Annotated in this window: 21 protein-coding genes and 1 tRNA gene; 14 read left to right on the forward strand and 8 right to left on the reverse strand. The window is 66.3% G+C overall.

Going from position 1 to position 22,037, the window contains the following annotated elements; translation table 11 throughout:
* The first annotated feature begins 194 nt into the window (after positions 1–194).
* Genes C662_RS11740 through C662_RS11755 form a run of 4 tightly spaced genes read left to right on the forward strand, consistent with a single transcriptional unit; the run spans position 195 to position 3,793 of the window.
* Positions 195–1,379, forward strand: coding sequence for an MlaE family ABC transporter permease (locus C662_RS11740; RefSeq protein WP_002929188.1), 1,185 nt, complete (start codon positions 195–197; stop codon positions 1,377–1,379).
* Complete coding sequence (locus C662_RS11745) at positions 1,379–2,191, forward strand: ABC transporter ATP-binding protein (protein ID WP_002929189.1); 813 nt, start codon at positions 1,379–1,381, stop codon at positions 2,189–2,191. The genes C662_RS11740 and C662_RS11745 overlap by 1 nt, the downstream gene beginning before the upstream one ends.
* 1 nt (position 2,192) lies before the next feature.
* Positions 2,193–3,134: an MlaD family protein gene (locus tag C662_RS11750; protein ID WP_002929190.1), complete on the forward strand. Its 942-nt coding sequence runs from the start codon at positions 2,193–2,195 to the stop codon at positions 3,132–3,134.
* Positions 3,131–3,793: an ABC-type transport auxiliary lipoprotein family protein gene (locus C662_RS11755; RefSeq protein ID WP_002929191.1), complete on the forward strand. Its 663-nt coding sequence runs from the start codon at positions 3,131–3,133 to the stop codon at positions 3,791–3,793. Before C662_RS11750 ends, C662_RS11755 begins: the two co-directional genes overlap by 4 nt.
* 19 nt (positions 3,794–3,812) lie before the next feature.
* Here C662_RS11755 and C662_RS11760 read toward each other — a convergent pair whose 3' ends face one another.
* The gene (locus C662_RS11760; protein WP_002929192.1) at positions 3,813–4,499 is read right to left on the reverse strand and encodes an alpha/beta hydrolase; all 687 of its coding nucleotides are present in this window, start codon (positions 4,497–4,499) and stop codon (positions 3,813–3,815) included.
* A 565-nt stretch (positions 4,500–5,064) separates the two neighbouring features.
* On the opposite strand from C662_RS11760, the gene C662_RS11765 reads away from it, so the two are divergent.
* Positions 5,065–6,630 (forward strand): hypothetical protein, encoded by a 1,566-nt coding sequence (locus C662_RS11765; protein WP_002929193.1) that lies wholly within the window; start codon positions 5,065–5,067, stop codon positions 6,628–6,630.
* 135 nt (positions 6,631–6,765) lie between these two features.
* Here the strand turns inward: C662_RS11765 and C662_RS11770 are convergent, their stop codons facing one another.
* Positions 6,766–7,665, reverse strand: a complete 900-nt coding sequence (locus C662_RS11770) for a DNA adenine methylase (protein ID WP_051018568.1) — start codon at positions 7,663–7,665, stop codon at positions 6,766–6,768.
* 315 nt (positions 7,666–7,980) lie between these two features.
* Here C662_RS11770 and C662_RS11775 point away from each other — a divergent pair, with 315 nt between their 5' ends.
* Entirely contained in the window at positions 7,981–8,211 is a 231-nt protein-coding gene (locus tag C662_RS11775) for a DUF3820 family protein (protein WP_198291898.1), read from the forward strand.
* Positions 8,212–8,481: 270 nt separating this feature from the next.
* Here C662_RS11775 and C662_RS11780 read toward each other — a convergent pair.
* From C662_RS11780 to C662_RS11800, 5 genes are all read right to left on the reverse strand, one after another.
* A tRNA-Ser gene (locus tag C662_RS11780) sits at positions 8,482–8,572 on the reverse strand.
* Between the two features lie 91 nt (positions 8,573–8,663).
* Positions 8,664–9,032, reverse strand: a complete 369-nt coding sequence (locus C662_RS11785; protein ID WP_002929204.1) for an Hpt domain-containing protein — start codon at positions 9,030–9,032, stop codon at positions 8,664–8,666.
* Between the two features lie 3 nt (positions 9,033–9,035).
* A complete protein-coding gene (locus tag C662_RS11790; protein ID WP_002929210.1) occupies positions 9,036–9,416 on the reverse strand; it encodes a response regulator in 381 nt (126 codons plus the stop codon).
* A complete protein-coding gene (locus C662_RS11795; RefSeq protein ID WP_002929212.1) occupies positions 9,413–11,980 on the reverse strand; it encodes a sensor histidine kinase in 2,568 nt (855 codons plus the stop codon). Before C662_RS11795 ends, C662_RS11790 begins: the two co-directional genes overlap by 4 nt.
* Before the next feature lie 31 nt (positions 11,981–12,011).
* Positions 12,012–12,626, reverse strand: coding sequence for a response regulator (locus C662_RS11800; protein WP_002929213.1), 615 nt, complete (start codon positions 12,624–12,626; stop codon positions 12,012–12,014).
* Between the two features lie 264 nt (positions 12,627–12,890).
* Here C662_RS11800 and C662_RS11805 point away from each other — a divergent pair, with 264 nt between their 5' ends.
* The 8 genes from C662_RS11805 to C662_RS19800 all read left to right on the forward strand — a co-directional run bounded on the left by C662_RS11805 (position 12,891) and on the right by C662_RS19800 (position 21,191).
* Positions 12,891–13,277 carry a DUF2237 family protein gene (locus tag C662_RS11805; RefSeq protein WP_002929217.1) on the forward strand — a complete coding sequence of 129 codons (387 nt, stop codon included), beginning with the start codon at positions 12,891–12,893 and terminating at the stop codon, positions 13,275–13,277.
* 6 nt (positions 13,278–13,283) lie between these two features.
* Entirely contained in the window at positions 13,284–14,780 is a 1,497-nt protein-coding gene (locus tag C662_RS11810; protein WP_002929220.1) for an AAA family ATPase, read from the forward strand.
* A 9-nt stretch (positions 14,781–14,789) separates the two neighbouring features.
* A complete protein-coding gene (locus C662_RS11815; RefSeq protein WP_002929221.1) occupies positions 14,790–16,442 on the forward strand; it encodes a VWA domain-containing protein in 1,653 nt (550 codons plus the stop codon).
* Positions 16,439–17,290, forward strand: coding sequence for a Rossmann-like domain-containing protein (locus C662_RS11820; RefSeq protein ID WP_002929223.1), 852 nt, complete (start codon positions 16,439–16,441; stop codon positions 17,288–17,290). Before C662_RS11815 ends, C662_RS11820 begins: the two co-directional genes overlap by 4 nt.
* Before the next feature lie 65 nt (positions 17,291–17,355).
* A complete protein-coding gene (locus tag C662_RS11825; RefSeq protein ID WP_002929225.1) occupies positions 17,356–18,282 on the forward strand; it encodes a DMT family transporter in 927 nt (308 codons plus the stop codon).
* A gap of 29 nt (positions 18,283–18,311) precedes the next feature.
* Entirely contained in the window at positions 18,312–18,623 is a 312-nt protein-coding gene (locus tag C662_RS11830) for a DnaJ family domain-containing protein (protein WP_002929227.1), read from the forward strand.
* Positions 18,624–18,970: 347 nt separating this feature from the next.
* Positions 18,971–20,392, forward strand: coding sequence for a hypothetical protein (locus tag C662_RS19795; protein ID WP_002929228.1), 1,422 nt, complete (start codon positions 18,971–18,973; stop codon positions 20,390–20,392).
* Positions 20,373–21,191 carry an autotransporter outer membrane beta-barrel domain-containing protein gene (locus C662_RS19800; RefSeq protein WP_002929230.1) on the forward strand — a complete coding sequence of 273 codons (819 nt, stop codon included), beginning with the start codon at positions 20,373–20,375 and terminating at the stop codon, positions 21,189–21,191. The genes C662_RS19795 and C662_RS19800 overlap by 20 nt, the downstream gene beginning before the upstream one ends.
* A gap of 139 nt (positions 21,192–21,330) precedes the next feature.
* Here the strand turns inward: C662_RS19800 and C662_RS11840 are convergent, their stop codons facing one another.
* On the reverse strand, positions 21,331–22,029 hold the full coding sequence (locus tag C662_RS11840) for a hypothetical protein (protein WP_002929233.1): 699 nt from the start codon (positions 22,027–22,029) through the stop codon (positions 21,331–21,333).
* Positions 22,030–22,037 lie beyond the last annotated feature (8 nt).

A 22,037-nucleotide genomic window follows, 5' to 3' on the forward strand; every position in this document is an offset into this window, starting at 1 on the left:
CGGCTGGCGCCGCTCCCACGGCAAGACCGCGCACGCCGCAGCCCCGGTAGGAGCGGCGCCAGCCGCGAGCCTTCGAAGGCGATCGCCCCCCGCGCATCCGCCAACACTGCTGTGCCTCACCCCGTTGCCTTGCGGCTGGCACGGTTTTGCTTGAATGTGCTCTGAACTGAAGAAGCTCACCCGACTGGAGTGCGATGCCGATGTCCCTGTCTGCCGATTCGACCCCGCCCGCGCCGAGCTCCGTGGCGCGCCCGGGCAATGCCGAACTGGTGGCGGATGAGGGCGGTGGCGTACTGCGCTTGGGCGGGGACTGGACGCTGGCCCACTACAGGCGCCTGAACCAGGTGGTGGACCGCCTGCGCGGGCGCGCGGGCGAGGCTGCGCGTGTGGATCTGTCCGCGCTGCTTGCGCTCGACACGGCTGGCGCGCAGCTCATCTGCGGGCTGCTCGGCAGCCAGCGCGTGGAGGTCTTGATGGCCGAGGCCGCGGATGTGCCCGCAGAGCGCCGTGCGCTGCTCAGGGCCGTCGCGGCGGCGCTTTCCGGCCAGGACGGCGGCGGCGCACGCAGGCGCGGCAGCGCGCTGGGCGACGTGCTCGAGCATGTCGGGCGCACGATGGGCGTGTTCTGGCACCATGTTGTCGGGCTGGTCGGCTTCATCGGCCTCATCCTCGAGACCGCTGCACGTGTGATGCTGCAGCCGCGGCGCTGGCGGGTCACCGCGCTGGTGGCGAACCTGGAGAAGACGGCGCTGGACGCCGTGCCGATCATCGCGCTGCTCACCTTCCTGGTGGGCGCGGTGGTGGCCTTTCTCGGCGCGACCGTGCTCGCCGACTTCGGCGCCAGCATCTTCACCGTCGACCTGATTGCCTACTCCTTTCTGCGTGAGTTTGGCGTGCTGCTCACCGCCATCATCGTCGCCGGCCGCACGGCGAGCGCCTTCACCGCGCAGATCGGCTCGATGCGGGCCAACGAAGAAGTGGACGCGATTCGTGTGCTCGGTCTCGATCCGGTCGAGCTGCTGGTGCTGCCGCGCGTGTTCGCGCTGATGCTGGCGCTGCCGATGCTGACCTTCGTCGCCATGGTGTCGGGCATCGTCGGCGGCATGCTGGTGTCGGCGCTCACGCTCGACATCTCGCCGGTGATGTTCCTGTCCCGGCTCGAAAGCAATGTCGGCCTCATCCACTTCCTGGTCGGCATGTCGAAGGCGCCGATCTTCGCCTTCCTGATCGCCGTCATCGGCTGCCTGGAGGGGCTGCGCGTGCAGGGCAGCGCGCAGTCGGTGGGCGAGCACACCACCTCGGCGGTGGTGCAGTCGATCTTCGTCGTCATCGTGGTCGATGCGATCGCCGCGCTGTTCTGCATGGAGATGGGCTGGTGATGAAGGCGCAGGCGAACGTGGCCGACAACATCATCGAGGTGCGCGATGTGCGCAACCAGTTCGGCAGCCAGGTGGTGCACGATGCACTCGACCTCGACGTGCGCCGCGGCGAGATCCTGAGCATCGTGGGCGGCTCGGGCACCGGCAAGTCGGTGCTGTTGCGCACGATCGTGGGCTTGAACCGACCGCGTGCGGGGAAGGTGCGGGTGTTCGGCGAGGATCTGCTGGCGCTGCCGCCGGCACGGCGCATGGCGGTGGAGCGCCGTTTCGGCGTGCTGTTCCAGAAGGGGGCGCTGTTTTCCTCGCTGACGGTGGCCGAGAACGTGGCACTGCCGCTGATCGAGCATGCCGGCCTGGGGGCGCGCGAGGCGGCGCAGCTGGCGGCGCTCAAGATCGCCCTTGCCGGCCTGCCGGCGCTGGCGGGCGACAAGTACCCGTCGGACCTGTCGGGCGGCATGGTCAAGCGCGCCGCCCTGGCGCGGGCGCTTGCGCTCGACCCGGACATTCTGTTTCTGGATGAGCCCACCGCCGGGCTGGACCCGATCGGTGCGGCGGCCTTCGACCAGCTCATCCTCACCCTGCGCGATGCGCTCGGGCTCACGGTGTTCATCGTCACCCACGACCTGGACACCATCTACACCATCACCGACCGCGTGGCCGTGCTGGCGCAGAAGAAGGTGCTGGTCAATGCCGGCCTCGACGACGTTGCCGCCTTCGACGACGCCTGGATCCGCGAATACTTCCACGGCCCGCGCGGCCGTGCCGCAGCGCAGGCGGTGAGTGCCGCCGCTGTCCGAACGGAGAATGCCTGACATGGAAACACGCGCCCATCACGTCCTGATCGGCCTGTTCACGGTGACCATCATCGGCGCCGCGCTCATCTTTGCGCTATGGCTGGCCAAGGCCGACAGCGACCGCCAGTTCGAGGTCTACGACATCGTCTTCCAGGAGGCCGTCACCGGCCTGTCGCGCGGCAGCACGGTCGAGTTCAATGGCATCCGCATCGGTGATGTCACCGGGTTGCGCCTGGACCCGCAGGATGCCCACCGCGTCATCGCCCGCGTGCGTGTCGACAGCGAAGCGCCGGTGCGCAGCGACACCCGTGCGCGCCTGGTGCCGGCGGGCATCACCGGCATCTCGATCATCCGCCTCACCAGCGGCGATGAGCCGACGAGCACCAAGCTGCAGGGCAGCGACGACGACGTGCCGCAGATCATCGCGACGCCCTCGCCGATGAGCCGCCTGCTCGCCGATGGCGAGGACGCCGTCTTCAACATCAACGAGCTGCTCATGCAGGCGCGCGCACTGTTGTCCGCTGACAACGTCGCGCTCATCGGCCGCATGCTGCAGCACATGGAGACCACGACCGCCAGCCTGGCCGAGCAGCGCGGCGATGTGGGCGAGGCGCTGCGCCAGCTCACCCTCGCCAGCCAGCAGGCCAATGCCGCGCTGGCCGAGGCGACGCGGGCGATGGGCGCCGCCAACCGCCTGATCGACGTGCAGGGCGCGCGCACCCTGGAGAGCGCCGAGCGCTCGATGATCGCCTTCGAACGCGCCATGGGTACGCTCGACAGCCTCGTCGCCGATAACCGTGATGCACTCGACGGCGGCGTGCGTGCGCTGGCCGAGCTTGGCCCGGCGATCGGCGAACTGCGCACCACGCTCGCTTCGCTGCGCGCGATTACCCGCCAGCTCGAGGACCGCCCTGCCGACTATCTGCTCGGGCTCGAACCGACCAAGGAATTCACGCCATGAAGCTCACCATGAAGCACACCGACCGCGCCCGGCGGGCGTTCGTGCGCCTGCGTGGGGCAACGGCTTCGGCCGCCGCCCTGGCGCTGCTCTCGGCCTGCACCATCCTGCCCAAGGCCGAGCCGCTCGACGTCTACTTGCTGCCTGCGGAGCAGGCGTCTGTACAAGGCACGGGTGCGCGCGCCGATGCCGCCTCCATGCCGGTATCGCTGCGCATTGCGCGTCCTGCAGCGGGTGTGCATCTGGCCGGCCAGCGCATCGTCGTCCTGCCCGAGGACAACCGCGTCAGCATTTACAAGGGCGCGGGCTGGAGCGACCCCGCGCCCATCCTGGTGCGCAACCGCCTGCTCGACGCCTTCCGCGCCGACGGGCGCATCGCCGCACTGAGCACCGACGAGCGCCGTCTGCACGCCGACTTCGAGATCGACAGCGATCTGCGCGCCTTCCAGAGCGAATACCGCGACGGCAGGCCCGAGGTAGTCGTGCGCCTCGATGTGCGCCTGTATCGCCCGGACACCCAGCGCATCGTCGCCAGCCAGCGCTTCGAGTTCCGCCAGGCGGCGACCGACACCGCGGTGCCGGCTGTGGTGCAGGCCTTCGGCCAGGCGTCCGACGCCCTGGCGCTGGCCGTGGTCGAGTGGGCGGTCGCAGCGATGCGCTGACGGCAGCGGCGGCTGTCGTCTAGCGCGCGCCGCCTACCAGGGCCTTGATCCAGGCGCCGATATCGGCCACTTCTTGCAGGCACACCGAGTGGGGCATGTTGTAGGTGTGCCACTCGGGCTCGAGGCCAAGCGTCTGCAGCAGACCAAGGGCCTGGGTACCCAGTTCGAGCGCGACGACGTCATCCTGCGTCCCGTGCGCGGCGAAGACCGGGATCTGCCGGTTTGCCTCGGTCAGCTCATCGACGAGCAGGCGGGCGCTCGGGATGTAGGTCGATAGCGCGACGATGCCCGCCAGTGGCACCGGATGGGTGAGCGCGCTCAGATAGGCGACCGCGCCGCCCTGCGAGAAGCCTGCGAGGATGATGCGGTCGCTCGTGATGCCGCGCCCGTTCTCGTGTTCGATGAGCTGGCGGACGTAGGCGCGCGATTCGAGCAGGCCGCCTTCGTCGATCTGCCGGCTGGCCGGCGCGAGCGAGATGATGTCGTACCAGGCGCGCATCACGTAGCCGCCATTGCAGGTCACCGGGCGCAAGGGCGCGTGCGGAAAGATGAAGCGCAGGGCTGGTGCGTCGGCAAGGCCGAGCTCGGGCACGACGGGTTCGAAGTCGCTGCCATCGGCGCCCAGGCCGTGCAGCCAGATCACCGACCACTGCGGGTTGGGGCCGGTCTCGACTTCGAGGGGTGTGGTGTCCGGGGTGAAGCGCATGGTTCGATACTCCGGGTGGTGGGGGGCGGCAACACGGGCGCGCGCCTGTTGCCGGGGTGTGTTCTCAACCATCGGCCGCCTGAGGTTCCGGTGGCGACGATTGGCTGCCAGCAAGCGGTGGAAGACGAGATAGCCCGCGAACTGGGGTAACTGCGCGGCTACGATAAGGCCTTCGCGCAGTTGGATCCAGAGTTCGATCGGCCAAGCAAGGCGCTGTCGGCTTTGATCCGCATGGCGCAGTCGAGCCAGGGGCGGCGCTCTGCGAGGCGGCGAGAGCCGTTTCGATCTGACTGGCGAGATGCTGGACCTTGCTGAGGAAGGGGCGCGCGAGTCGTTTGCGCCTCATCGCGGGGGAGGGGGCGGAGGCAAGGTAGGTTTGCGTGCCTGTCGACTCGAATGCTGCGAAAGCTCGATGCTGTGAGGACAGTTCGAGCGTTGGAGTGATTTTTTGAGTTCGGCGGGGGCGGCGGGTGGGATATGAGGATCGGGTTGTCGGCCATTGCAGCCGCATGCCCCCTTCTTATACGGAGGCTGGTCCAAGGAGCAAAGCCGACATCGCAGCGACATGAAAATCCGGGCGACTCGAGGTATCTGCATCCTGGTCTTTGATTGGTCGTCGTACAATCCACCGATCGACGCCAACTACGCAAACGCCATGAGCCGGAATCGCTACTACAACGTCACAGACCTCAGCATCGAAGATCTTCTTCTCGACACGCACAATCCGCGCATCCGGCACGGCGCCGACCAGGCCGACTGCATCGCGCGGCTGATGCGAGACAAATACCCCCTACTCAACCTGATCCGGGATATCGCTAGCAAGGGGCTGACTCCGGAACATATCCTCGTGTCGAAAACGGAAGATGGAAAATGGCGGGTTCGCGATGGTAACCGGCGCATCGCCTCGCTCAAGTTACTCAACCGCCCGACTCTGGCCCAGGCCGATGCCCAATTCGCCAGCCAGATCAGCCAGATCGCCGACGAGCACAAGGCGAATATCCCGACCGCTATCAGTTGCCTAGCCTGTGACGACGAGGCCACGATTCTCGACTACGTCGAGCGCAAGCACACCGGAGAGAACGCTGGTGTCGGGCAAAAGGCTTGGGAGGCCATGCTCATTTCCCTGTTCAAGCTCGAAAAGAGCGAGACCGACCAGCATCGGCGTGCGGCCCAGCTGCTGCTTTGGGCGGAAACCCAAGGGCTGCCCATCGACGACGATTTTCCGATCACTACCCTCACACGCGGCCTAAACACCGACACGTTGGAGCTGATCGGCTTCCGCGTCGACAATGATGAGTTGGTGCCCACGCTGACAATCCCTCAGGCGTACGCACTGAGCACCCGCGTGATCAACGATATCGCCACGGGCCGGGTTAATGTGGCCCGCGACGGCGGCACTGGATCGATTTACAGCAGCGAACGGCGCGATGCGTACTTCAGGCAAGTTCGCCAAGACATAGGCCCCGCGCACCCAAGCGACCAACCCGGACTGCCACCGCACAACGACAACTCGGACGATAGCGGCCACCACGCCGCTGATGGCCTCCTACCTTCCCATGCGAATGGAAACAGCACGCCTGGCAGCCCCGCCGGCGACAATGCCGCCGACCAAGGCAATGCACCGCCGCCCGGCGGCACTCCCCTCAGTGCGGGCGGCAACGCGCCACGCCAGCCCAGCCCGGCGACGCTGCCGCAAAACCGGAAATGTCTCTTCGGCCCACGGAAGAATGCATCACCCGGTATCGCGATTCCGTCTAGTGAAACCAAGGCGCAGTCGATCATCGTCGAGCTACGGCAACTGAACCCCCACGACACACCGTTAGCCACGACCATGCTGCTGCGCGCGCTCATCGAACTGAGCAACAACCGCTACCGGCAAAAGCACCAGTTACGTGAAGAGCAACACTTGCACACCGGCATTGCTAACACCGCCGATCACATGAAAACCGCCGGACTGCTCAACCAGCACCAGCACGATGCGGTCACGAGCCACACCCGTGGCACCGTCGGCTTACTGCACATCAAGACCCTGCAGCACCACATCCACCGCTCGACCTTTCACCCGAACGGTCAGACGCTCAATACTCTCTGGGACGAAATCGGCTGCTTCGTCACCGCCTGCTGGCGTTGATCGAGCACGGTTCAGGTGCGAGCGAGACGAAGCAGGCCGCAATAGTGGTCCGTCATAGCGCTCAAGTCAGGTGGATAACCGCTCAAATCAGACAATCAAGAACGAGCAGGTCCACACCGAATCGTTTGATGCGCCCTAGACGTTCCGCCGCGTCATCGTGGGCCCCTCCGGCAGCATTTCTAGATTGCCGTAATACATCAGCTCCGTGGCCAGCGGCCGGGCTCCGGCGGTCGAGTAGTACAACGAAAAATCCACGCCATCGCAATCGTGGTACAGCAGACGAATCTCCGGGCAATCGTCGTAGGTCACTAGCCAGGGCGAACGGATCTCGCTGACCGCTGCCGCAATGCGCACATGGTCTTCCGGCTTGTAGTGGTTACGGTAGAGCTGACTGCCCTTCTGGTAATACGGAGGATCCAGATAAGTCAGGCTCTTAGCTGGAAGGTCGCCGCGCATTCCCTCCAGCAGGTCGAGAGCATCTTCTTGGTACAGCGAAATATGCCGCTTCAGGCTGGCAATCAGGCGGATGCGCGCCGACAGGTTCTCTTTGTTAAAGCGCGCATCAATGGGATAGGGCCCATTCTGCTGCCGGCCGCCAATCACACCGCCTTTGAGGATACCTGAGCGATTGGTACGATTGAGAAAAAAGGTGGCAAACCCCACCTCGGTGGGCGAAAAGCTCTCCGGCGTTGCTAGCACAGCCTTCTGGCGTTCCCATGAGGCGATGGTCACCGGCGTCTCGTCGATCAGGCGCAACAGACCGGCGGCATCGTTAAGGACCGCCCACCAAAACGCATGTACGACCGGATCAAGATCATTGATGGCGATATGGTCGACATAGCCGGATGACAGCAGATAGATAGCCGCGCCAGCTCCCCCGGCATACGGCTCGACATACCAGCCACCGCTAATGCGGTTATGGCGCATTAGCCGCGCCAGCCAAGGCCCGAGCCGCCCCTTGCCCCCAGGATAACGCAGAGGTGTGGCGAAATTCCCGCCAGCCGGCGCAGGTCTATTAGTGCGTGCTGTCTTCATATCTCTCCCAGTGCGAATTGTAACGTTCGGCGCTAGCACGTCATAGCGTCATCCTCGGACTCTTGTTAATTGTTCTTGCCGCGTGTTGCTAGCCCCAGGAGCGCATCATGACGAATGCGCCTCATCGCCAGCAAGTTAAGGGCAGCCCTCCCAACGGCGGCTTCCCACGCCAGACCGGCCGGCGTAATAGGCTGTGTCGAACGCCGGCTTCGGCCGACAACCCGTCGCCCACCCCTTGGAATCTACTGCAGGCTCCAGTTACAGTCTGGCGGCAGATGCGTCGAGGACGTGTCGCTATCGAACGGTAAAGGCTCGATGAAACCTGAGTTGCTTGAACTGCTACTTACCCGTGAGATGCCCTTTGGCAAGTACAAGGGCCGGATCATCGCTGACCTGCCCGGGGCCTATCTGGCGTGGTTCGCAAGGCAGGGCTTTCCGTCAGGGGAGCTTGGGCAGTTGCTGGCCTTGATGCATGAGCTCGACCATAACAATCTGGTCGGCCTGCTGGAGCCGCTGCGCAGGCGCGGTAAGGGCGCGAGTGACTAGGTGGGCTGCGCCGCCTGTGTGTTGTGTTGTCCCCAGCAGTCGGGGATAGAGGTGTGGGCAGGCTTGTGGATAAGTGTCGCGATCCGGTGCCAGCCAAGGGAATGCGAACGCTGCCTATTGATGAGGCGGTGGGGCTGTGAGGGGGCAGTCTGGGGGCAATGAGATTGTCTCGACCCCGTCGCGTGGGCCTGTGGCCGTGCTTGGGAGAGGCCGCTTTGGAATGCAAAAAAGCCCTGCAAGTCTATGATTTGCAGGGCTTTTTCTGTGTTCTGGCGGACAGGGCGGGATTCGAACCCGCGTTGGGATATTATCCCAAACACGCTTTCCAGGCGTGCGACTTAAACCACTCATCCACCTGTCCAGGAAGTCGGCCATTATAGCTGCAAGCTTGGCTCAGGGAAAGGGGTTTTGGCGGGGGCTCGTGCTGGCGCGTGTTGTCGCGCCGCGACAGCTCAGGTCTTGTGGTGCTCGACATAGGCCTCGATTTCGCTCTTGAGGGCTTCCAGTTCGATGATGAGCGTGTCGATCAACTCGGCGGTGCGTGCGGCGCCGGCCGGGTTGTCGCGGCAGTGCGATTCCAGCGCTCGACCGAGGGCGACGGCCTGGCGGGCGTGGAATTGGGACAGTGCGCCACAGATGGTGTGGGCCAGGCGCCGGGTGGCATCGCTGTCCGTGCCGGCCGCGCTTGCCCGCAGGCGGCTGGCGGTGTCCGCGTGCCATGGGCCATAGACCGCGAGGATGCTGGCGAGCACGCCGGCGTTGCCGCGCAGGTCGTCCAGCAGTGGTTCGGGGTCGAAGTGCGCGGGTTTGTCGTATGCCATTGCTCAGCTGTCGGTGCGGGTCGTGGGCGGGCCGATGCGGGCCTCGATGGCGGCGAGGCTGACTGGCTTGATCAGGATGTCGTTGAAGCCGCCCTCCAGGTAGCGCTGGTGATCCCCCTCGAGGGCGTGCGCGGTGTAGGCGACGATGCGCGTGTCCTTGAACTCTGCACGCTGGCGGATGATCCTGCAGGCGTCTTCGCCGCCCATGTCGGGCATCGAGATGTCGAGCAGGATGATGCCCGGCTGCGCCGATTCGAGTCGGGCAAGCATGTCGATCGCGCTGGAGAATTCTTCCGTTTTCCATCCCAGCCGCTTGAGGAGCACACTGGCGATGGTGACGTTGACCGGGCTGTCATCGACGATGAAGGCGAGTGTTGTGCTCATGGCTGTTCGCCCTTTTCCATTTGTGGCTGGGCGCGCGGAATGTGGATCGAGAAGGTGGAGCCTGCGCCGGGGCTGGAGTCGAAGCTGATCCGCCCGCCCATGAGGTCGAGCAGCCGTTTTACCAGCGTGAGCCCGAGGCCTGTGCCGCCGTGGTTGCGGTTGAGGAAGGTCTGCCCCTGGTAGAAGGGTTCGAAGATGCGTTCGAGTTCTTCGTTGGTCATGCCGCAGCCGGTATCGGCAACGGTGACGGTAACCTCGCTGGGCTGCTGGGTGAGGCAGAGCTCGATCTGGCCGGACTGGGTGAACTTTACCGCGTTGGACAGCAGGTTTTCGATGAGCTGGCGGACACGCACGGGATCGGCATCGATGTAGCAGGGATGCACGGGCACCTCGGTGAGCAGGGCGACGCCCTTTGCTTCTGCGTTTACGCGGTGCAGCGCGCCGACCGAGGTGACGAGGGCGCCGAGTTCGAAGGTGCGGGGCGACAGGGTGAGACGGTTCGCCTCCACCTTGGCCAGATCGAGGACGTCGTTGAGCACGGCGAGCAGGTGTTCGCTGCTGTGGTGAATGGTCTTGGCGTAGCTGCGGTGCGCCTCGTCCTCGACCTCGAGGCTGAGCAGTTCCGAGAAGCCGATGATGCCGTTGAGCGGTGTGCGCAGTTCGTGCGACATGTTGGCGAGGAACTCGCTCTTCATCCGGTTCGCTTGCTCGGCGGTGATCCGGGCCTCCTCGATACGCCGGATCGAGGCCTGCATGGCGTCGGCCAGGCTGTTGAAGGAGCGGCCGAGTTCAGCCATCTCGTCCTTGCCCTCGGCCTTGAGGCGATGGTCGAGGTCGCCTTGCTGGAAGCGGTGGATGCCACCGATGATGTCGGTGATGCGGCGCGAGAGCAGGTTCGCCATCCACACCGCGATCATCACCACGGCCAGCACCATGAGCAGGGTGGATACGGTAAGGCCGGTGGCGGTCTGGCGCAGGCTCTGGCGGATGCTGTTCACCAGCCCTTCGCGTTCGCGCACGTTCTGCAGGTCGGCCGTTGCGATGATCTCGCCGATCCGGCGCTCGGATTCGGTGGCGGCGCGGTGGAAGTCGTCGACGTTCGCGCCGATCGTCACGTAGCCGAAGCCGCGCGGGCTCAGGGCATACTGCCCGGTGTAGTAGGGGATGGCGGCGACCGTGGTGAGCTTCTTGATGCCGCTGAAGTGGATGGCGAAGGAGCCCGAGCCGCCGTGCTCGGTCATGTCGTGCCAGCCTTGGCACTGAGGCGAGAAGTTCAGATAGCGGCAGTCGAGGCCGACGAGGCCCGAGGCGGTCGATTGCGGGTGGGGCTTGCGGGTCAGGCGCTGATCCCGGTGGCTGGGCACGGTGGCCGAGAACGCAGGCCAGGGCATGCCGCTGGACTGCCATTCGTCGTATAGCTCGGTGTCGATCCAGGGCGTGGCGGGGTTGCCGGTCGCGGGATCGTAGCCATGAATGAAATAGTCGCGTGCGTGCGAGATGTTGCGCCCTTCGAGGTCCCACATGAAGGCGTAGTTGCCCGAGCCGGGGTCCGCGATCGGCGCGTGGCGCTCGGGCGTGGGGCGCGGTGTGTCGGTGAAGGCCATGATGTGGGCATGGTCCAGCGCCAGCGTGACGTAGCCGATGACGCGGCCGTCACGCACGACGGGCGTGGCCCAGCGCACCAGGCCCTGGAAGCGCTTGCCGACCGGGTTCTCGAGACCTGCATAGCCCGATTCGGCCGGTGAGAAGGGCAGGCCGCGCTTGAGTGCCTCCGCGGGCGTGTATTCGCCGATCCAGTGTGTTGCGACCTGGGCACCGACCACGCGCGAGACGTAGATCTCGCCGGGCTTGAGCGCTTGCAGGGCAGGCCAGTAGTCCTCTGCGCGCACGAAGGTGTTCTCGCGCCGGCTGATGTCGCGCAGGGCTGGATCGAGCAGCGTGGCGCCGGTGTCGCTGAGGACCTTGATGCGCTCCTGGCCGTTGGTGTCGACGAAGCTCGCTTCGAGGAAGAGCGGCCGTAGCGGGTAGCGGCTGTCCGAGTCCGGTGCGCGGTAGTGGAAGTTGGCGGCGTTGTCGGGCAGCGGTTCGCGCACGCGTGCCGTGTTGCGCGGCTGCGGTGCGCTCTCGACCCAGCGCATGCCGTCGGCGCTGGGTTCGTAAGGGCCATGCTCTTCGAGCCTGCGCAGGTGCGATTCGAGGAAATCGCGGTAGCCGTCGACCGTGGGCTCGAGTCGTGCCGCACGCAGCAGGTCCTGGTCGCGCTCGTAGAGGAAGTCGGCCACGGCGCGCGCCGTGCCGGTGGTGAGGGCTTCGATGGCTTCGCGCGAGCGGTCGTCGAGCGCGTCGATGGCGTCGTCGATTGCAGTGCGGCCGGTGCGCTGCTGGGTTTCGCGCATGACGTCGGACATGCTGACGGCGCGCGTGGTGACGATGTGGCCGAGTTCGTTGGCGGCGTTCCAGGCGAACAGCGCGAGCAGCACCAGGGGAATGACCTTGATCGCGACGAAGATGGCGATCAGCTTCGCGCGCAGGTTCATGTCGCGAAACCAGGTCGGCGTGGCCATGGGAGGCTCCCTCACGGTCGCATCGTGCGCTTCAGGGGCTGTTGCGGCTACGCCGGCGCTGGGCGATCAGGGCCTGCATGTAGCCATGCAGTTCGTGGAAGGGGATGGGTTTCCGATACACCGTGACGTCCTGCGGGAGGCCACCTTCGGCGGCGATCTCCTTGGCGTTGAGTGCGGACACCACGACGATGGCGACGTCGCTCGACAGCGGGTTCTCGCGCAGGCGGCGGATCATCTCGAAACCGTCGATGCCGGGAATGCGCAGGTCGGCAATCAGCAGATCGGGCGGCTCGCGGCCGACTTCGACAAGGGCGTCGAGGCCGTGGTCGATCACGTGCAGCTCGAGCGGCATCTCCCAGTTCGCGAAGGTCTCGCGGTAGATGCCCTGGAGCAGGCGGTCGTCCTCGACGACGAGGACGCGCAGCTTGTCGCTTGCTGCTCGCGCCACGGCCATGGGCGCTTTCGCGCGTGCGAGCAATGCGTCCACAGAGTCCTGGCGGATGCGGCGGTGGCCTCCGGCCGTCTTCCAGCCGGCAAGCGTGCCGCTTTCGACCATCTGCTGCACGGCGCCGAGAGAGAGACCCAGCTGGCGCGCCGCTTGGGCAGTGCTGATGAACTCTCGCCTGGACTCGGAATCATTCGGCATGGTTGTGCGCCAACGAATCGTTTAAAAGGCCAGAAAGTATCAGAAATGATCGCTTGTCGGTGAACTCCGTGATGGGAATGATTGCTCTTCTGTTCTTGGGCTGGAGGTGGCGGTGCGTCTGCCGAAGCCGGCCGCGAGGGCTACAATGTGGGTCCGGGGTTGTGACCAGGTCGGTATCGGCGCGAGCGTCCATTCGCCGCGCCGGATCCGGCCGCGCTGCTCCGTGGGTGATATATGGCAAGCACTCCACCTTGAAGGACCTGCATGAACGCTTCACGTAATGTTCTGGGCGGGCCGCTGCTCGCCTGCAGCTATGCGCCGCTGACGGGCTTTTATCGGACCGGTTGCTGCGAGACGGGGGCGGACGATCTCGGCCGCCACATCATCTGTGTACGCGTCACGGAAGCCTTCCTGGCGTTTTCGCGCAGGGTGGGCAACGACTTGTCGACGCCGCGCCCGGAGTATCGATTCGCCGGACTCAAGCCCGGCGACCGCTGGTGCCTGTGCGCCTTGCGCTGGAAGGAGGCGCTCGACGCCGGCATGGCGCCTCCGGTGGTACTGGAGGCGACCCACGAGGCGGCGCTGCGCATTGTCGACCTGGATACGCTCAAGGCGCATGCCTTTGGCACTGCCACCGGGCCGCAGGCCTGAGCACGCATGCACGCGACCACCCTCGACCGCGACGGGCTTGTCCGCTTGCTCGAAGTCCTCGAGGTCGGCCTCGTGGAGCGCACACGCGTACTGCGCCTGAGCCTGCTCGCCGCGCTGGCGGGCGAGCACACTTTGCTCATCGGCCCGCCGGGTACGGCCAAGAGCGCACTCGCACGTCGCATCCACCTGGCCTTTAGCGATGCGCGCTACTTCGAGCGCCTGCTCACGCGCTTCACCGTGCCCGAAGAGCTGTTCGGCCCGCTTTCCATCCGCGCGCTCGAAGAAGACCGCTACGAGCGCCACACCGCAGGCTTTCTGCCCGAGGCCGGGGTCGCATTCATCGACGAGGTGTTCAAGGCGAACAGCGCCATCCTCAACGCGCTGCTGACCCTGCTCAACGAGCGCGAGTTCGACAACGGTGCCGGGCGTGTGCGCTGCCCGCTGATCAGCGTGGTCGGCGCCACCAACCATGTGCCCGAAGACGAAGTGGGCGAAGCGTTTTTCGACCGCTTCCTGCTCCGCTTGGCGGTCGAGCCGGTGAGCGCGGAGGGCTTCGCGCGTCTGCTCGCCGGCAATGGCCGGAATGCGCTTGCGGCATGCGATGCCGGGGCACCGCCAGCGGTGCCCGAGGACTTGAGCCTGCCGGCCGCCGTGTGCGATGCCCTGCGTGAGGCTGCCGCTGCGGTCCGCTTGCCCGCCGATGTGCTCGCCCGGCTTGCCGAACTGCGGGTCTGGCTGGCCGGCCAGCAGTACTACGTGTCGGACCGGCGCTGGGTCAAGATCGCCCACCTGCTGCGCGTAGCGGCGGCGAGCGAGGGCAGGGCCGAAGTCGCGCCCTGGGACCTGGGCCTGCTGCCCAGCTGTATCGCCGCCGACGAGGCGGGACGGCAGGCGGTGGCCGACTGGCTTGCTTGCCGCCTTGGTGTGCGCGAGGAGCTGTCACCGCCACGCCTGACAAGGGTGGTCGAGGCGTTCGAGGCTCAGCTCAAGGCCGAGCGCGAGGCCAACGACCTCGACTACGACGAGTCTGGGCGGTTGCGTTTTTCGGCCATTGCCCATGCCGAGACCCTGGCTGGAGCGTTCAGCAGTGGAATCGGTGGCGGCATGGGCAGCGAGCAGGCCAGCGCCCTTGCCGGGGAGATCGGCGATGCGAAGGGTGGGGCGGGTGCGTTGCGCATGACCTACGCGCGCAAGCGCCGCTACGGTGCATTGCACGTGACGGCGCGCACCACGCAGATCGATGCGCTGTTGCTGCGCATCGCGGCCTACCAGGGCGAGATCGACGCCCAGCGGGGCGCGCTGCGGGCGTGGGCTGCGCAGTCGTTGTGGGCCGACCCCGCTTTTGTCGACGCGGCACAGGTGCAGCTTGCGCACACGGCGGCGCAGATCGAGTCCCTGGCGTTGCGTGCGGGTATGGCGCGCGCAGGCTTCGAGGCCCTGCCGCGGCTCGATGAGGCCGGCGCGATGCCGGCGCCGGTCGAGCACGAGCCGCTGTCCGACTGAAGAGGCTTCGTGTCCGCGCCGGAAGCCGTTCCGCAGTTGTTCGAAGCGCTCGAGGCGCCGCTGGCAACGCTCGATCGCCTGCCGCGTGCGTTGTGGCTGGGCGGCATGACGCATGCGCAGGGCGAACTGGTCGGCCGCCTCGAGGCGCTCGAAGCCTGGCGGCAGGCGCTGTTGGCCGGCGATGTGCCGGCAGATGCGGGCGCGGCGAACGGCTGGCCGGCATCGGGCATGCGCGCCGCGTTGCTGGCGTGCGTGGACGGCCTCGGGCTGGCCGCATACTGCCGGGCGCGCGAGGACGTCACCGATACGGTGTTGCAGAGCCTGTTGTTCCATCTCGACCTGGTTGTGGACTACCGCGACCGTGGCGCCAGCGCCGCGGACGCGCAGGCGATGGCGCTCGCGGCATTCAGTGCAGACTGGGCCGAGCGCTGCGGCGACATGGACGAGCTCATCGCGGCATTCGGCGACCTGGGGGATCTGCTCAAGAACACGCGTTGGGACGCCTTGCGCGGCCTGCTGCGCAGCAGCGAGTGGCGCGAGGTGGTGCGCATCCGCCGGCTCATCGAGCGTTTGCCGGCGCTTGCCCGCATCATCCGCAGCCTGGGCCGGGCGCGCCAGGTGGACGATGCGTCCGCCTCGAGCCGGGCTTTGCAGGAGGTAGTCGAGCCCGCCAGCGTGCTGTGCACCAGCGCGCGCCGGCTGCGCGTGCCCGAGCTGCCGGGCGAAACGCGCGGCGTGCATCGCGCGGGGCGCATCGCCCGCATGCTGCCGTCCGAGGCAATGCTGCTGGGCCACCCGCAGCTGCGCTTGATCTGGCATGCCCGCCATGCCGAGCGCAGCCTGCTGTGCTACGAGGATGACGACCACCTGCAGGAGGAATGCCAGCGCCCGGCGCCGGTGCTGCGCCCCAGCCTGCAGCCGGCGACAGCGCGCCGGCTGGAGATGGGGGCGATGCTGATCTGTGTCGATACCTCGGGTTCGATGCAGGGCGGTGCCGAGGCCGTCGCCAAGGCGGTGGTGCTGGAGGCGGTGCGCTGTGCCCATGCCCAGCGCCGCGCTTGCCATGTGTTTGCCTTCGGCGGCCCGGATGAGGTGGTGGAGATGGTGCTTGGCGTCGACGCCGCCGGTATTGCCAAGCTCGCGCGCTTCCTGGGCCAGAGCTTTGGCGGCGGGACAGACATCTGCGCGCCGCTCGAACGCGCGATTGCCCGCCTGGAGGAGGCCGAGTGGCAGCTTGCCGACCTGCTGATTGCATCCGATGGCGAATTCGGCGCCACGCCGGCGCTCGCCGACCGTCTGCATGCAGTGCGGCGCGACCAGGGCCTGCGCGTGCAAGGCATCCTCATCGGCGACCGCGAAACGATCGGCCTGCTCGAACTCGCCGACGACATCCACTGGGTGCGCGACTGGCGCCGCTACGGCCAGGCCGGTGAGGGCCAGCCGACGCGTGGCGAGGGTGCCGAGGCGGGTGGTTCGCCGGTGCACTCCAAGAGCCTGACCGCGAGCTACTTCCCAGGCGCCTTGCGCAACCCCGAGAGCCGGAGCCGTACCGTCAGCCCGGAAGCCGCTGCGGCGGCCGTGCGCGCGGGGCGGTCGAGCGCTGCGGACGCGGCCGAGACCAACTCTGCACATCCAATGCCACCGACAAGGACCGACCCATGAGTTTCGCTGCCGACCTCATTGCCGATCTCGAACGCGCGACTGCCGGCAAGCCCGTGCCGCGGGTAAAGGCCCTGCATCTGCCGCCGGCGGCGGCCGCAGCGTCCAAGAATGGAGAGTTCTGCGCACTCGAACTCGACGACGGCGCGCTCGGCATTACCTATGTGCTGCTCGATGGCGCCTTGACGCGGCTGGCCGCCGCTGACGATCCACACACCATCGTCGGCATGGATGCACTTGCGCTTGCGCGCGAGTACGCTGCTTCGGACGGTGCTGCCGGTCGCGCCGAGGCCGCACGCCGCCAGTTGCGCCGTACGCTGGGCTTTGCCGCGGCGAACGCGCTGTCGCGCACGGTGATGGCGCGGATGGGCTTTGCGCCGCCGCACGCAGCCGATTCGATCGGTGGCATTGCGCCGCAGCCAGGTGACCACGTCGGCATGGTCGGGCTGTTTTCGCCGCTGCTCAAGCAGGTCACCGCCGCCGGGGCACGGCTCACCGTCGTCGAACTCAACCCGGACTACGCCGGAAGCTACGACGCTTACCGCGTCACCCTGGATCCGGCCGCGCTCGCAAGCTGCAACAAGGTGCTGTCGACCAGTACCATCCTGCTCAACCACACGGTCGATGCCATGCTGGCCCACTGCCGCAAGGCCAGCCGCGTCGCCCTCATCGGGCCGAGCGCGGGCTGCCTGCCCGGCCCCTTGTTTGCGCGCGGGGTCGACGTGGTGGGTGGCAGCTGGGTGACCGACCGCGAGGGTTTCATCGACGCCTTGCGCAGGGGTGATTCCTGGAGCGCGTTCGCGTATAAGTTCGCCCTTGCATCGGCCGACTGGCCGGCCACGCCCGCATAGGGCAGGCAGGACGGCGGCAAGACCGTCCGCCCGCGCAGCGCACAACAATAATCGGACCTCTCCCCATGCAGCTCACCCCCAGACTCGTCGCCTTCCTGCTCCTGCCGCCCATCCTGTGGGCGACCAACGCCGTGGTCGGTCGCATTGCCATCGACAGCATCGCACCGCTGTGGCTCAACGCGCTGCGCTGGGTGGTGGCCTTCCTGATCCTGCTGCCACTGGGCTGGCGAGCGGTCGCCACCGCCGAGGCGCGCGCGCAGATCCGCGTCCGCTGGGCCCACCTCGCGGTGCTCGGGCTGATCGGGGTAGGGGCGTACAACGCGCTGCAGTACATGGCGCTACGGACCAGCACGCCGCTCAACGTCACGCTCATCGCCTCCAGTGCGCCGGTGTGGATGATGCTCATCGGCCTGGTGTTCTACCGTGTCGTCCCGCGCCCGGTGCAGGTGTTCGGCGCCATGATGTCGCTCGTCGGCGTCGCCCTGGTGCTGTCGCGCGGCGACCTTGGGGCGCTTGCGCGCATCGAGTTTGTCGAGGGCGACCTGCTGATGCTGCTCGCCATGATCGGGTGGACGGCCTACAGCTGGATGCTGGCCCGCCCGCCGGCGCACATGCGCGGCGACCAGCGCCCGGCCTGGAACTGGGCCGAATTTCTCGTCGCCCAATGCGTGTTCGGGGTGCTGTGGGCCGTTGCAGCGGCCGCCGCGGGCGATGTGCTGATCCCGGCCGGACCCACCCAGTGGTCCTGGGGCCTGGTGGCAGCCATCCTCTATGTCGCCATTGGCCCGTCCATCCTGGCCTATCGCTTCTGGGGGGCGGCGGTGGCAGAGGCCGGGCCGGCCACGGCTGCAATCTTCTACAACTTCACCCCACTCTTCGCCGCAATCCTGTCTGCTGCGGTCATTGGCGAATGGCCCAAGCTTTACCACGGCCTTGCTTTTGCGCTCATCCTGGGCGGCGTGCTGGTGTCGACCCGCGGCGGCAGGGGCTGACCGGTACGACGCATCCGACGCGACCCGCCATGGCTTCGCTCTTCGACATCCTCGCCGAGCAGCGCATCCTTGAAGCCGGGCGCAACGGCGCCTTCGACAACCTGCCCGGCGCGGGCAGGCCGCTGGTGTTCGACGACGAGCTCTTCGTCTCGCCCGAGCAGCGCATGGCCAACAAGGTGCTGCGCAATGCCGGCTTCGCCCCGCCTGAGCTTGCACTGCGCAAGGAACTGGCCGACCTGCGTCGGCGTATCGCCGAACTGGACGAAGGCGCGGAGCGCAGCCGCCTGCGGCGCCGGCTGGCGGAGCTGATGGTGCAGTTGCAGGAGATGGGGCGCCGGTAAGCGCCCCGCGCCTGTGTGCCTCAGAAGCTCGACTCTAAGGTGCATCTCGATTCCAGCGGTTGGACCGCAACAGTCAAGCCACCGGCTCCGCGCTTCGCTTGCCGGCATTTGGGCTTGAGTGAACGGCGGTAGGCGCGGCGCGAGCTGTGGGGTGTGACTGCACGTGTGAGTCGCCTGGCCGCTCGCGTTGTTTGTGCGAAAGACGTGTGTCCGGGCGGCGCCGTCGGTGAACAGCATCAGCCGCGCGATAGGTGCTCGTCCGTGGGAGCGATTGTTCCGCGCGGAGGGGGCGGGAAAAGAACGTCGCTCAGTGAACGGTTACTGCAGGATGGTTTTGCTGTGTCATAATGCATATTCAAAAAACATATGCCGAAGACATTTTGCGCGTCTCTGTTGCCGTTGGCGCCAACTTTTTTGGAAAGAAGATCATGCACCACGAAACCACCAACGCATCCTTCCATCCTCGCTCTGCCTTCCGCCTCAGGCCCCTCGCATTTGCCCTGGCCGCCCTGCCGCTGTTCTTTCCCGCTGTGGCGCAGGCACAGGCCGGTATCACCAACCTCGGCGCCCTGGGTGGGACGAATTCGGGCGCCACCAGCGTCAGCCTCGACGGCGCCGTGGTGGTGGGCGCAAGCACCATCATGGCCGGTGACCAGGCCGATCGGGCCTTCCTCTGGACGCAGGATAGCGGCATGATCAACCTCGGTACCTTGGGCGGGACGCATTCGGAAGCACACGGTGTCTCTGCCGACGGGGCGGTGGTTGTAGGCGGGTCGGATACGACCAACGATGAGGCTTGGCGCGCCTTCCGTTGGACACGGGGCTCGGGCATGGTGGATCTGGGCACCTTGGGTGGGCCGAATTCGTATGCCCATGCCATTAGTTCAGACGGAACGGTGGTGGTGGGTTGGGCCGATAAGAGCGACATGCAGTATCGCGCGTTTCGCTGGACGCAAGACGGTGGCATGGAAGATCTGGGCACACTGGGCGGGCTTTGGTCGGTTCCCGAAGGCGTCTCGGCCGACGGCGCGGTGGTGGTGGGAGCCTCCCTTACGGCCGGCAATGAGGCTTGGCACGCATTCCGCTGGACGCAGAACACGGGCATGGTAAATCTGGGGGGCATCACGGGCAGGACGAATTCGCAGGCCAACGGCGTCTCCGCCGATGGCGCTGTGGTCGTGGGTGGGGCCTTCGATGTAGGCAGAGTGATAGAGGAGGGGGAGCTTGACTACGAGCTCGGCGTGAGAGAAAACGTGCATGCCTTCCGCTGGACGCAGGACATCGGGATGGTGGATCTCGGGACCCTGGGGGGAGCGGAGGCGAATGCCCATGGCGTCTCCGGCGACGGTGCCGTGGTGGTGGGCTGGGCCTTGACGCCCGGCGGGAGCCAGCGAGCCTTCCGCTGGACTCAGGACGCCAGCATGCAGTCGGTGGAAGACTGGCTGCGCGACGCCGGGGTGGCTGTGCCTGTGGATATCACTCGAGTGGCGAATGCGACGAACGTCGACGGCAGCGTGGTGGTAGGCACGCTTGCGAGCGGCCAAGCCTTCATCGCCCGCGTGGCCGACAGTGGCAGTGGTGGTAATGGTGGTAATGGCGGCAACGGTGGCGGCCTGATTACGCTGCAAGATCTGCAGCAAAGTCTCGCCGACACGTCGGTGGGCGGCGGGATGGCGCTTTCCGCCGCCGTCACGGTACTCAACGGTGCCCACAGCCGTCCGTTTACTCAACGGTGCCCACAGCCGTCCGTTGTCGCGCCGCGTGGATGAGGGGCAGCGCGCCTTTTGGCTGGCTGGCGACTGGGGGCGGGACGGCCACGGCGCCCGTTCCGGAGATCTCGGCCTTGCTGAAGTCGGTTTCGGCAAGAATTTCGGCGCAGCGCAGGTCAATGTTTCGCTCGGTCAGACCTGGGCAAAGCAGGATCAGGCGCACAACGGCCGGACGAAGACCGCCGGTACCTACGTGCTGGCCCAGGCGCTGATCCCGGTCTCGGGCAATTTGTGGGGAGCCGTCGGCGCGTATGTGCATCGGGGTGAGGCGGACATGAGGCGCGGCTATCTCAACGCTGGGGCGCAGGATTACTCACGAGGCACGCCAAATGTGAACACCTGGGGCCTGCGCGCGCGCCTCGAATGGGACCAGGCCTGGCATGTCGCCAATGCCGATGTATTGCCCTACGTCGACCTGAGCCATGCCAAGGCAAGGCTCGCCGCCTACACCGAAACCAGCGGCGGCTTTCCAGCGCGCTTCGACAGCCGCAAGGAAAAGGCCACTGAACTGCGCCTCGGCGTGAATGCGGCCAAACTACTGGGGAACGGCTTGAATCTCATCGGGATGCTCGAAGCTGCGCACCGCTTCGAGAAAAGCGGCCCGCGCAGCTCGGGTCAGGTGATCGGTCTGTCGGACTTTGGCCTCGATGGACGGAAGAACGACCGAAACTGGCTGCGCCTTGGCGTGGGGGTGGAAGGTAAGCTGGCCGGTGGCCGCGCATCACTCATGCTCAACGCCACCACCAAGGGCGAAACGTCGAACGCATGGCTGGCGGCGAATTGGCAACACGCGTTCTGAGGGGCGTCGACGCTGATCGCGAAGCAGTTCATGCTTGGAATTGATTCTTTCGAACTCGATTGCTCCAGAGGGCATGTAGCGGCTTGTTAGCGAATGGTGTCTTGAGTGTCTGCACCAGCAGAGACGGTACTGGCATTGTTCAGTAGTCTGTCTCGATCTTCCTGCCGGTGCGCTTGTCGAGGTACCAGCCTTTGCGTACAGGTTTTCCGTCGAGTATTTTGGCTTCGCGGAAATCACCTCCTGCGAACGAGTGCGCGGGCGCGACATACACGGCCTCGCCATACTCATCGCGCTTCTTCGGGTCAAACCCCGGCCTGCGCTCGATGTCCCAGCCGACCAGCGTGCCCTGTTCGCTCATGCGGAACTTCAGGCGCAGGTTGCCGCGTGGATCGCGCTTGAGGTCGTCGATCAGCGCCTGCGGGATGCGCGAGCCGACCTCGATGATCTCGTCGCCGATGATGTTGCCGGCGTAGAGCGCTCGACCGTCGGGTACGAACTTGCTGGAGTCGCGCCACACGACGCGCACCCGTTCGGGCACTGGCTGCGAGAGCACCATCTTGGATCGGTTCCTCAGCAGCTGAGCGCTGGATCTGTATATCGAGTACTTCGCATCCTCCGGAAAGAACTCGACGCCGAGAAACTCCTGCCCGTCCATTGCATCGACCACCAGTTCGAAGCCCGGGCGACCAAACCTCTTGAGCATGCGTTCGCGGCTCTCCAGGTAGCGCGCCTGCTCGGGGGTTGTCGGCTTGGGGGCCGGCGGTGGCGTGCTGCGGCAGCCGTTCAGCAGCACGTACGCTGCGGAAGTCAGCACAAGGCGTCGTCTCGTCAGGCTCATTTCGCTGT

This window comes from Thauera sp. 28, assembly GCF_000310145.2.
Lineage (GTDB): Bacteria > Pseudomonadota > Gammaproteobacteria > Burkholderiales > Rhodocyclaceae > Thauera > Thauera mechernichensis.

Excerpts from the sequence above, each read along its gene's own strand:
- C662_RS11740 (WP_002929188.1), top strand. The coding sequence starts at position 195 with ATGCCGATGTCCCTGTCTGCCGATTCGACCCCGCCCGCGCCGAGCTCC.
- C662_RS11745 (WP_002929189.1), top strand. The coding sequence starts at position 1,379 with ATGAAGGCGCAGGCGAACGTGGCCGACAACATCATCGAGGTGCGCGAT.
- C662_RS11750 (WP_002929190.1), top strand. The coding sequence starts at position 2,193 with ATGGAAACACGCGCCCATCACGTCCTGATCGGCCTGTTCACGGTGACC.
- C662_RS11755 (WP_002929191.1), top strand. The coding sequence starts at position 3,131 with ATGAAGCTCACCATGAAGCACACCGACCGCGCCCGGCGGGCGTTCGTG.
- C662_RS11760 (WP_002929192.1), bottom strand. The coding sequence starts at position 4,499 with ATGCGCTTCACCCCGGACACCACACCCCTCGAAGTCGAGACCGGCCCC.
- C662_RS11765 (WP_002929193.1), top strand. The coding sequence starts at position 5,065 with ATGAAAATCCGGGCGACTCGAGGTATCTGCATCCTGGTCTTTGATTGG.
- C662_RS11770 (WP_051018568.1), bottom strand. The coding sequence starts at position 7,665 with ATGAAGACAGCACGCACTAATAGACCTGCGCCGGCTGGCGGGAATTTC.
- C662_RS11775 (WP_198291898.1), top strand. The coding sequence starts at position 7,981 with ATGAAACCTGAGTTGCTTGAACTGCTACTTACCCGTGAGATGCCCTTT.
- C662_RS11785 (WP_002929204.1), bottom strand. The coding sequence starts at position 9,032 with ATGGCATACGACAAACCCGCGCACTTCGACCCCGAACCACTGCTGGAC.
- C662_RS11790 (WP_002929210.1), bottom strand. The coding sequence starts at position 9,416 with ATGAGCACAACACTCGCCTTCATCGTCGATGACAGCCCGGTCAACGTC.
- C662_RS11795 (WP_002929212.1), bottom strand. The coding sequence starts at position 11,980 with ATGGCCACGCCGACCTGGTTTCGCGACATGAACCTGCGCGCGAAGCTG.
- C662_RS11800 (WP_002929213.1), bottom strand. The coding sequence starts at position 12,626 with ATGCCGAATGATTCCGAGTCCAGGCGAGAGTTCATCAGCACTGCCCAA.
- C662_RS11805 (WP_002929217.1), top strand. The coding sequence starts at position 12,891 with ATGAACGCTTCACGTAATGTTCTGGGCGGGCCGCTGCTCGCCTGCAGC.
- C662_RS11810 (WP_002929220.1), top strand. The coding sequence starts at position 13,284 with ATGCACGCGACCACCCTCGACCGCGACGGGCTTGTCCGCTTGCTCGAA.
- C662_RS11820 (WP_002929223.1), top strand. The coding sequence starts at position 16,439 with ATGAGTTTCGCTGCCGACCTCATTGCCGATCTCGAACGCGCGACTGCC.
- C662_RS11825 (WP_002929225.1), top strand. The coding sequence starts at position 17,356 with ATGCAGCTCACCCCCAGACTCGTCGCCTTCCTGCTCCTGCCGCCCATC.
- C662_RS11830 (WP_002929227.1), top strand. The coding sequence starts at position 18,312 with ATGGCTTCGCTCTTCGACATCCTCGCCGAGCAGCGCATCCTTGAAGCC.
- C662_RS19795 (WP_002929228.1), top strand. The coding sequence starts at position 18,971 with ATGCATATTCAAAAAACATATGCCGAAGACATTTTGCGCGTCTCTGTT.
- C662_RS11840 (WP_002929233.1), bottom strand. The coding sequence starts at position 22,029 with ATGAGCCTGACGAGACGACGCCTTGTGCTGACTTCCGCAGCGTACGTG.